Raw genomic sequence first — 11,852 nt, forward strand, 5'->3', positions numbered from 1 at the left:
ATGTGAAGAGCAGAGTGTCATCACGTTTCTGGTCTGTTTTGCTTTCCTGCTCAATCCTTCCTTGTTACAATTTGGAGCTAGTGTAGTTTTAGATATTTTGTAGTAAAAAAATCCTGTTTTAATAAAAGGCATCTTTTCTAAAAATAACTTGTATATATGTAGCATATAAGTGGAAAAGTAGTAAGCTGTTTTCAAGTGTATAGGGAAATTAAACCAAGTAAACAAATGGGTAAACTTGTGATTGTTAGCATAAAGGGGGGTATTTATGCAAGGATATTTTCCTTTGACGCAAGCTCAAAAGCGAATTTGGTATACGGAACAGCTTTATCCCGGAACAAGCATTTCCAATCTAAGCTTTCTTTTAAAAATAAAGGACCACAAGGGTGTACGGGATGATCATCTCATTTCATCTTTGCATGAGACAGTTCGTTTTTTTGATTCATTACGGATTAAAATCATGGTGAATCAGGACGGAGAACCCTATCAATACCAAGGGAAATATGAGAGGTTTCCTATAAAACGCATACCTGTGACCTGCGAACAAGACAGAATCCGAGGTCTAAAATGGTGTCAGCAGGAAGCACAGAATCCGATGACTTTGTATGAGCATGATTTGTTTTCCTCTGCCATCTGCAAAATCAATGAGGAGGAGGGGTGGATTTTTTTCAAAGTCCATCATATTATCATGGATGGGATTTCCCTAGTGATGATTGCTAACCACATCCTTGATACATACGAACAGCTTGTTGCAAGGAAGAAAGCTGAATCTGCATCCTTTCCCTCTTATTTGGAATATGTACAAAGTGAGATGGCCTATATTACCTCTGAACGATTTCAAAAAGACAAAAGGTTTTGGAACACGACCTTTCAAGATATTCCTGAGGTAGCTCGGCTTACCATCAAGGAAGGCCATCGCTCACATATCAAGGCAAAGCGTTTTACCAACACAATTCCTCACATCCTCCATCAAGGCATGAAAGACTTCTGCTCTGAACACCGCATAAGCCCACACACTTTCTTTCTCTCCCTTCTCTATATCTACGTATATCGAATGACTGGCCAAACTGATCAAGTGATTGGAACCTTTCTGGCAAATCGCACGAATGCAGCAGAAAAACAAATGCTGGGAATGTTTGTTTCAACGGTTCCCATACGTTTTGAGCTTAGAGAATCCGACGATTTTCTCACCACAGCTCAGCGATTAAATAAAATTCAAGCAGCAATTATTCGCCATCAAAAATACCCTTATAATCTCTTACTGCAGGATTTACGAGAAAAACAAGCAGGGTTAAACAGGCTGTTTGCTCATACCTTGGAATTTCAAGCTGTCCAAATGAAAGAACGAGAGTATGCCTTAGAAGCAGAAGTACTTTTTTCAGGGGAAGAGGCTAACGATTTTTCTATCCACATCAAGGAATACATAGATCAAGGAAGGCTAGTCATAGATATTGATTATGCAACAGAATTATTTACACATGAGGACATAGATCGTCTTTATCGTTGCCTTATCATGCTGTTAGAAGAGGCTATTTCAACATCTGCTAAAATTACGGAAATGGAGCTATGCCCGCTAGAGGACAGAGACCTTCTTTTGCAACCCGCTAGGCGGCATACAGAAGAGCCTGTGAATGAATTAACATTATCAGATAGGTTCGATCAACAAGTGAAAAAACATCCGACCCAGCCAGCAATCGTATTTGATGACATATGCTTGAGTTTTCAGGATGTACATGAGCGAGTCGATCAGGTAAGCCGATATTTACAAGCTCAAGGAATAAAGGCAGACGAACCTGTCGCGATTTTCATGGAACGCACCGAAAAAATAATCATCGCGATACTTGCTGTGTTAAAGGCAGGAGGAGCTTATGTACCGCTTGACCCAACAGCTCCTGCAAAACGGTTACAATATATTATCGAGGATGCTCAAGTAACGATGCTTATCACAGAGGAAAAAGTAGATTGGCTAAACCACGCAGAAGGGGTTAAGAACATTCTGTTTACAGAAGAGCTGCTATGCTGCAAGGAAACAAACCTAGCCGACTGTCATGGCACGAATTTTAGGAACCCATCGCTTTTAAATCAGTCTAATCCTGACCGGCTTGCCTACATTCTTTATACCTCTGGAACGACGGGTAAACCTAAGGGCGTTATGATTGAGCATAGACAGGTGAATCATCTTTTGGAAGGCTTGCAAAAACGGATTTATTGGCAATATGAGCATCCATTGCAAATCGCCTTACTCGCCCCGCTACATTTTGATGCATCTGTTCAACAAATTTTTGTTTCCCTTTTGTATGGGCATACACTCCACATCGCTCCTACTGTTTCCCTTATGAATGGATCAGCATTGACCGAGTTTTATAAAACACATCAAATTGAGATCACAGATGCTACACCTGCCCACCTTCAGTTATTGCTGGAAGCAGAGAATGTTAATGGAATGTTTCTGAAGCATATGCTGGTGGGAGGGGAAGCTCTTCCGTGGGACAGTGTATGGAAATGGAAGGAGAAATGTAAGGAAGCGGGCGCTGTAACACCGAGAATCACCAATGTGTATGGTCCTACAGAATGCTGCGTTGACGTGACTACCTATGATCTTCCCAGTGAAGCACTCTCTCCTGTTGCAGCGAATAGTACTTACGTTCCTATAGGCAATGGTTTTGGTAATAATCGACTTTATATCTTAGATAAAAATCGCAGGCTGTTACCTTATGGAGCAGTCGGAGAGCTCTGCATTGCTGGAGACAGTGTAGGGCGTGGCTATCTGAATTTACAAAAGCTAACCGCAGAAAAATTCGTTGGTAATCCATTTGATTTACAGGAAAGAATGTTTTGCACAGGAGATTTGGCGCGATGGATGCCAGATGGGAATCTAGAATTTTTGGGAAGAGCAGATGATCAGGTGAAGATTCGCGGCTTTCGCATCGAACTAGGTGAAATTGAGGCTACCCTGCTTCGTCACCCAGATGTTCAAAAAGCGGTAGTGCTGGCTCTTTTGGATCGTCAGGGAGAGCGGGAGCTGTGTGCTTTTGTTGTGCCTGAACATAGAGAAAAGCCTCCTGCGATTGCCGTGCTACGAAGCTCACTGGCTGCTCAGTTGCCTTCCTATATGATTCCTACCCATTTTATCATCATGGATCAGCTACCATTAACCTCCAATGGGAAAATTAATCGGCAAGAACTAGCACAGCAAAAGAGGTCTCTTGTGTGTGACAAAGATATCGCCATGCCAGAGAACGAGACAGAACGTCGTTTGCTCCTCTTATGGAGAGAGGTTTTGGGTATTGAAGAGATCGGCATCCATGATTCCTTTTTTGAAACGGGAGGGCATTCGCTTAAAGCGATGAAATTACTTAACCGACTTTGCAAGGAATGGGGAGTAGAGATGCCAATCCGGGCCTTGTTTGAATGCCCGACAATTCATTTCATGGCTCACTATATTCAAAATCAGAAGGCTAAGAAGGGACATTTCTATAACAAGATAAAGTCAGCTACTACAAGCGATGTCTATCCCCTTTCCTTTGCTCAGCGCCGCATCTATTTATCCAGTCAGGTAAATGGAGAGTCGACTGTTTATAATATGCCAGCCATGCTGCACCTAAAGGGTTTTCTTGATATCGAGCGTTTAGAAAAAGCCTTGAATGAAGTGATAAAACGTCATGAAGTATTGCGAACCGCCTTTGTTACGAGAGAGGGTGTTCCCTACCAGAAGATACATGAAGAGGCTTCACTATCCATCGAGCGATTGGGTGCTGCAAAAGAGAGCTTGAATACAAGCCTGGCAGAATTTATTAAGCCCTTCCCCCTTCATACAGCCCCGCTTTTACGTGTAGGAATTGTTTCAATCAATGAAACAGAGCATGTCATGATGTTTGATATGCATCATATTATTTCCGATGGTGTAACAATTCAGCTTCTGTGTAACGAAATGGCAAAGCTGTATGCAAATGAACAGCTACCAGAACCGGCGCTGCATTATAAGGATTATGTATGCTGGCAAGAATCCCGTATAGAATTATTGACAGGGCTGGAGGGCTACTGGCTAGAGCGTTTTAGAGATGAGCCTCCGGTACTCCAATTGCCAACAGATTATCCAAGACCGGCGATTCAAACTTTTGATGGAGACAGAGTTACTTTTTGGCTAAACAAAGAACAGAAGCTATATTTACAGCAGGTAGCGGAACAAAGCGATACCACGCTTTATATGGTTATGCTGGCCGCCTATTATGTATTGCTTGCCAAATACACCGGGCAAGAGGAATTCGTTGTAGGGACCCCTGTAGCGGGAAGGAATCACCCTGATACGGAGAAAATCATGGGCATGTTTGTAAATACTGTAGCTATTTTTGCCAAGCTTGATTCATCAAAAACCTTTGCTGATTTCTTAAAAGAGTTACAGAAATGCGTACTGGGTGCTTTTGAACATCAGGATTACCCGTTTGAGTGGCTATTGGAAAAACTTAAGGTAGAGCGGGATTTAAGCAGGCATCCTTTGTTCGATACGATGTTTATTCTGCAAAGCTCTTTAGCAGAGCTGCCAGCTTTTCCAGATTTGAGTTTGGAGGTAATTGAAACAAATTTTCGCGTTGCTAAATTTGATATAACCATGCAGGTGCAAGAGGAGCAGGCAGGTCTACGCATTGATCTGGACTATAACACGAATCTGTTTACGAACGAAAGTATGAAACGTATGCTGGGCCACTATGTTTATCTCCTCCAAACGTTAACACTAGCCTCCGATGCTCCGATATCTGGGATTTCGTTGATGTCACCCGAGGAAAGAGAGCAGGTCTTATCTATCCATTCTCAGGTTGACTCTCATTTGCCCGATCAGACCTTGGTAAGCTTGTTTGAAGAACAAGTAAACAAAACTCCCGATCAAGTCGCTGTGCAGTGTCTTGGAGCAAGTATGACATATCGCGAAATAAATGAACGAGCAAATCAATTGGCTCGTGCACTGATAGCTAAAGGGACTAAGGCAGGAACGGTTGTAGCAATGCTAATGGAGAGGTCTATTGACATGGTAGTCACCACGGTGGCGATTGTGAAAGCAGGCGGGATTTTTATGCCGCTGGATATAGAGCACCCTGCCGAGCGGCTTTCTTATCTTTTAGCAGATAGCAAGGCGAGTTTACTTATCACTCAACGTTGTCAGGACTTCCTTCTGGAGCAGATCAGATTTTCAGGACAAAAATTGTATGCAGAGGATGCTTCCTTGTATGAAGGGGAATCAACAAATGTAGGGCAAGAAATGAAAGCAAGCGATATGATCACCATTACGTACACCTCTGGAACAACAGGCTTGCCTAAGGGAAACATGGTGATGCACCAAAATATAATCCGGGTCACTCATAATATGAATTATTTGACGCTGGATGAATCAGACGCTGTATTGTCTCTATCTAATTATGTGTTTGATGGTTATTTGTTCGATATCTTTGCTGCTTTATTGAATGGATCCAGACTTGTGGTGGCCACAAAGGAACAGACGCTAGATATCAATCAGCTATCGCAGCTAATAGAAAAAGAACGTATTAGTGTTCTGTTTATGACGACCGCATTGTTTAATGTGATGGTGGATAGTAAACTGGAATGCTTCAAAAACGTGCGAAAGATTTTGTTCGGAGGGGAACGTGCCTCTGTGGAACACGTGCGCGAAGCAGTGAAAGCATTGGGAACAGATAAACTGATTCACGTCTATGGCCCTTCTGAGAGCTCGATATTCGCCACCTTTTATCCAGTACAGAAGGTCTCGAAGTCCGCAGCGTTTATTCCCATCGGTAAACCAATCAATGATACATCGGTTTATATCGTAAATGCATGGGGGCAGCTTAACCCGATCGGTGTAGTGGGTGAGCTTTGTCTTGGAGGAGCTGGGCTGGTTCTGGGGTATTGGAATCGTCCTGAACTGACAGCAGAACGATTTATTTTCTCTCCTATCTATCCTCATAACCGTATGTATCGCACGGGAGATTTAGCGAGATTATTACCGGACGGCAACATTGAATATGTTGGTCGAGCTGACATGCAGGTAAAAGTCAGAGGGCATCGGATCGAGCTGGGAGAGATCGAGCATCAAATAACGAAGCATGAAGCGATTCGAGAGGCGGTAGTAATCGCAGTTAATCGAACCGGGAAAGATATGGAATTGCTCGCTTATTTTGTTGCTGATCGGTTGATACCCAGTGAAGAAGTTCGAGAACATCTCAGTAGGCAGTTACCTGTTTATATGATGCCTACACGAATCGTACAGCTAGATAACATTCCATTGACTGGGATTGGAAAAGTGGATCGCAGGGCACTATTGTCCATAGAAGCAGCAGAGAGGGAAGAAAATGATGCTTATCGACCGCCTATTAGCACCATGGAGAAGGCTGTGGTACAGGTAATGCAGGAAGTGCTTGCTTGTGAGCAGGTGGGAATGAACGATCACTTTTTTGCTCGTGGAGGTCATTCGCTTAAAGCGATGATGTTTATTTCCAAATTTGCCGAGCAGATGGGTGTAGAGATACCGTTGCGGGTGATTTTTGAAGCAGAAAATATTCAAGAGATTGCTAATTATGCAGAACGCTCCCCAAAACATGATCAGCCAAGAATCACGTCCTTACCCCAACGCCCCTTTTATCCGGTTTCCTCGTCTCAAAAGCGTCTGTATGCAATCAGTGAATTGGAGGGCGGTGGAACCGCTTATCATATTCCTATTGCCTTAATCAGTGATGAGCCTCTGGAGCATGGGCGCTTAGAACAGGCTTTGCAGCAGTTGATTATGCGGCATGAAGCACTGCGAACCTCCTTTCATACCGTGTCAGGCAAAGTAGTTCAAAGCATTCATCATAAAATAGATTTCACGCTGCCTTGGCGAAAAGTAACAAGTGAAAGGGAAATAGGTGAGTTATTTTCTGCATTTATCCAGCCATTTCAGCTCAAAAAAGCACCGCTTTTTCGAGCAGAACTCGTTCATTTGGCAGATAAGCGCAATGTTCTCTTTCTCGATTTTCATCATATCGTGGCGGATGGAACCTCTTTGGGAATCCTTCTGAACGAGCTAAGCCAGCTTTATGGCGGAGAGGAGATTCCTGCACCGGTTTTTGGCTATAAAGAGTTTGCAGCTTGGCAAAATCAATGGCTCACCTCTTCAGATAGGCAAAAGCAGGAGAACTATTGGATGAACATATTTGCCAATCAGGTTCCCCCGCTGAACTGGAAAACTAGTAAAGAACGCCCTGCATTGAAAAGCTACGAGGGTGATTTCCTGACAAACGAGATTAGTGAAGAGTTAATGGCACGCTTGCAGGCATACTGTGCTCAAACAGGAACAACCCCATTTATGGTGCTTCTTGCCGCTTATATTACATTCCTGCATCAAAATAGCGGGCAAACGGATATCATAGTCGGCACTCCGATCGCAGGTAGAAGACTTCCCGAGGTACAACAAATGGTAGGAATGTTTGTTGGGATGCTCCCAATACGCAGCAGCCCGTCAGATAGGAAAACATGTAAGGATTTTATAATGGAAGTCAAAGAGACGGTGCTACAAGCCTTTGAGCATCAGGATTATCCCTTGGAGCTGCTTGTGGAAAAAATAGGCATGCAGCGGGATCCAAGCCGAAGTCCTTTGTTTGACACGGTATTTGCTCTGCAAAACATGGAGTTAGAGGAGGTGAGGCTTGAAAAAAGTATGCTAGAACCGTATCCTGTTCTCAACAAAATTGCCAAGTACGATGTCACATTTATGGTTAGAGAAGTCAATAAAAGATTGAAGATTTATGTGGAATATAGCACAGCGCTTTTTGAACAAGAGCAGATCATCTCATTTACAGAGCAGTATATACGTGTATTGGAGTGTATGCTTGCACATCCTGATTGGCAGCTCAGTGAGATCGAAGTTTCTACTGGCGAGGAGTTTAGTGAGAGGCGCAGAGCGTACTGGACATCACAATTGTCGGAAGACTGGCCTTTGCTAAAGCTACCCACAGATATACAGAGTTCGAAGTCTGGAAAAGAAGCCGTGCTTCAATCTACTAAAATAACGGTAAAAAAGGATATCGCACAACGTCTTGTTCAGTTTGCAAAATCCGAGAATATTCCGTTATCAACGCTTTTCTTTACGGCGTATTCCTCTTGGCTGGCCCGAATGACTAATCAGGAGGAGATAGCCATTGCATTTATAGATTATTCTGAAATGGATTTTGAACGAAGCTGGTTATTTCCAATTAGAACAACCCCGCGAGAAGAGAAAGCCTTTAATGAATTTGCTCGTGAATTACACCATGCCCTTCATCAATCCTATGTACATCGACAGGGGTTAAACGATGACTGGAAAAAACAAGCATTGCACCTGAAGGAGCAGTTAAAACGTCCTTTATGTAGCACTGCGTTCATGTATGCTACAGATGATATAGAAGAATACCCTCCTTCTAAGGGGCCAATTATAGATGAATCATCTGTGCTGTCCTTACTGATTATGGAAGCAAAAGAAGAGCTATCTGTACAAATGAACTATGACGCAAATCAAATCTCAATGCAGACGATAAAGCGATGGGGTGAGTATTTTCTTGCTTTACTTGAGCATGTGGGCTTGGAAACATCAACGGAAATTGGGAAGCTGCGACTTTTGTCACAGAACGAACAACAGAAGCTATTGAAGATGATTAACGATACAAAAGAGGACTATCCTTATGAGCAGACCATTCCCCTCCTATTTGAGGAACAGGTAAAACGAAACCCTGAGCGTACAGCGATTGTCTATGAAAATCAACACCTGACATACAGACAGCTTAATGAACGATCAAACCGTTTAGCCCACCGTCTTGTAAAGCACGGAGTTGCACGGGAGGGAATAGTCGGAATTTCGTTTGACTCATCTTTTGAGATGATTATTAGCATCCTTGCCGTTTTAAAATCGGGAGCTGCATATCTACCTATTGATCCCCATTATCCTGAAGAACGGATTCGCTATTTGCTCGAAGACAGCAAAGCGTCTCTCTTGCTTACACAGCGTCGATTAGCAAACCGCTTTGAAGGAGTGCCCCTTTTATATGCTGATGATCCCTATGAAGCAGCGGTATCGACAGAGAATCTACCCAACGAGAATCACCCTACAGATTTGGCCTATGTCATGTATACATCAGGCTCTACAGGCAATCCAAAGGGCGTAATGATTGAGCACAGAAATATCATTCGACTTGTATACAATACCCGTTATATGCCTTTCCATGAAAATCATCGAGTGGTCCAAACGGGGTCCTTGAGTTTTGATGCCAGTACGTTTGAGGTGTTTGGTAGCTTGTTGCATGGCTCTGCTCTGTATCTGATTGAAAAAGAGAAGCTTCTAGATGTGCAGGCATTTACCCAGTTTCTTGATAAGCATGGCATCACCACGATGTTTCTGATATCGCCGCTGTTTCATCAATTTGCTGAGCAAAATCCCTTGATGTTTGCGCCACTTCAGCATTTGATTGTCGGGGGAGATGTCCTTGTTCCGCATTATATCAATCGAGTCAGACGAGATTGTCCAGCCTTGAAGATCTGGAACGCATATGGCCCAACAGAGAACACAACATTTTCGACGATTATGCCCATTCATGAGGAATATCAGGATGTAATTCCCATAGGAAAACCGATAGGAAATTCTACGGTTTATATTTTGAATCGAAGTAATCAGCTTCAGCCTATCGGTGTGGCAGGCGAGCTATACGTTGGGGGGGATGGAGTCGGGCGCGGATATCTTCACCGCCCTGAATTAACCCGTGATACATTCATTGAAAACCCGTTTGTGCCATCAGACAGAATTTATCGAACAGGAGATTTAGCGAAATGGCTGCCCGATGGAAATATTCATTTTTTAGGCAGAGTGGATCATCAGGTTAAGGTGAGAGGCTATCGAATAGAATTGGGAGAGATTGAGACAAGGCTGTTACGTGTAAGTGATGTACGTGAAGCAGTCGTGATTGTACGGGAGGATGCACGTGATCAACCTTATATGATTGCTTATTTCACGGCAGAGCAGACCATCACCCCGGAGGAAATACGTCAGCAGCTTACGCATTTTCTTCCTGAATACATGCTGCCATCTTACTTTGTTCAATTAGAAGTTTTACCGCTGACAGCTCACGGAAAAGTAGATCGCAACGCATTGCCTCAGCCTCCAGTTCCTTCAGATCCGGGATATGAGACAGAAGTCATGAGCGAGCAGGAGGAATTGCTCGTCCATCACTGGCAGCAAGCACTAGGAATTGATAAAGTCGGGCTTCATGACAACTTCTTTACACTTGGCGGTGACTCTATCAAAGCCATTCAATTGACAGCCAGCCTCTATCAACAAGGCTTAAAGCTTGAGATGAAGGATTTGTTCCAGTATCCGAGCATTGCACAGGTTGCGCCTTATTTGCAAAAAATTTCGCAGACACACATTGACCAATCTCCGGTAGAGGGAGAAGTGCTGCTTACGCCGATTCAGCATTGGTTTTTTGAACAACAGTTCACGGATGAGCATCACTGGAATCAGGATATGCTGCTTTATGCCAAGGAAGGCTTTGATTTGCAGATAACCAAGCAGGTTATTCAAAAGCTGTGGGAACATCACGATGCACTTCGGATGGCCTTCCTAAGGGAAGCCGGAGAAGTAATTGCTTATAATTACGGTCCAACTATGTTGGAGTGTCAGCTTATCACCTCTCCCTTACAAGGGGATTATGCAACACGAGTGAAGATGCTGTGTCAAAAAGCGGCACAGATGCAAGCAAGTATGGCAGTTGCAGAGGGACCTTTATGTAAAGCAGGGCTTTTTACTTCCGAGGAAGGCGATTATCTCCTATTTGTTATTCATCATTTAGTGGTGGATGGAGTGTCTTGGCGCATATTGCTAGAGGATTTTACAGCAGGCTACTATCAGGCACAACGGGGAGAAGAAATTATATTTCCTGCTAAAACGCATTCTTATCAGGAATGGGCCAGAAATGTAGCGGCCTATGCAAATAGCGAAGCTTTTGTAAAAGAAATGGAGTACTGGAAAAGCATTGAGCAGACAACAGTACCTCGTCTTCCAAAAGACGGGGAAATCGAGTCATGTAAAAGACAAGAGGAGCTGCATCTGCAATTTCAATTGAGTAAAGACGATACGCTAGAATTACTGACAAAGGTGCATCAAGCATACCATACCGAAATGAATGATATTCTGTTAACAGCTCTGGGTTTAGCCTTACATGCTTGGACGGGTGAAGAGCAATTCTTAATCAATCTGGAAGGGCACGGACGCGAAGAAATTATAGAAGGAATGAACATCTCACGTACGGTTGGATGGTTCACCAGTCAATATCCTGTCATTCTTCCCGTAACACAAGCTAGTCAGCTTCCCTCTCAAATCAAGCAAATAAAAGAGCATCTTCGCAGTATTCCTCATAAAGGAATCGGCTACGGAATATTGCGATATGTAACGGAGAAGCGAAACAAGCAGGGGCTTTCTTTGCAATTGACTCCAGAGATTAGCTTTAACTACTTAGGTCAATTTCAGCAAAGGGAAGGGAATGGACTATTTACTCGATCAGAGCTTTCTGTAGGTCCTAACATCAGTCCCAGATCGGAAAAATTATTTCCGCTTGAAATCGTTGGATTTATAGAAAATGAGAGGCTTCACATGCGAATCTCATACCATCCTTACATGTACAAACAACAGACCATGCATGTTTTCAGCGAGCGGCTTCAGGAAAATTTATTGATGATTATTAAGCATTGTGCAGAACAGAAGGAGAGTCAGCGGACACCCAGTGATTTCGGGGATGATGAACTGACCATAGAAGAGATGGATAAGTTATTTCAATCGTTTCAATGAAAGGCAAACATTTTCTAAATGA

At 43.2% G+C, this 11,852-nt stretch carries 1 protein-coding gene; it reads left to right on the forward strand.

Annotation, left to right across the window (positions count from 1 at the left end):
• Nucleotides 1-265 precede the first annotated feature (265 nt).
• On the forward strand, nucleotides 266-11,830 hold the full coding sequence (locus QZ995_RS08100) for a non-ribosomal peptide synthetase (protein WP_301805303.1): 11,565 nt from the start codon (nucleotides 266-268) through the stop codon (nucleotides 11,828-11,830).
• Nucleotides 11,831-11,852 lie beyond the last annotated feature (22 nt).

This window comes from Brevibacillus laterosporus (assembly GCF_030489605.1).
Taxonomy (GTDB): domain Bacteria; phylum Bacillota; class Bacilli; order Brevibacillales; family Brevibacillaceae; genus Brevibacillus_B; species Brevibacillus_B laterosporus_E.

What these genes read in the sequence shown, in the direction of transcription:
- QZ995_RS08100 (WP_301805303.1), top strand. Translation starts at nt 266, where the DNA reads ATGCAAGGATATTTTCCTTTGACGCAAGCTCAAAAGCGAATTTGGTAT.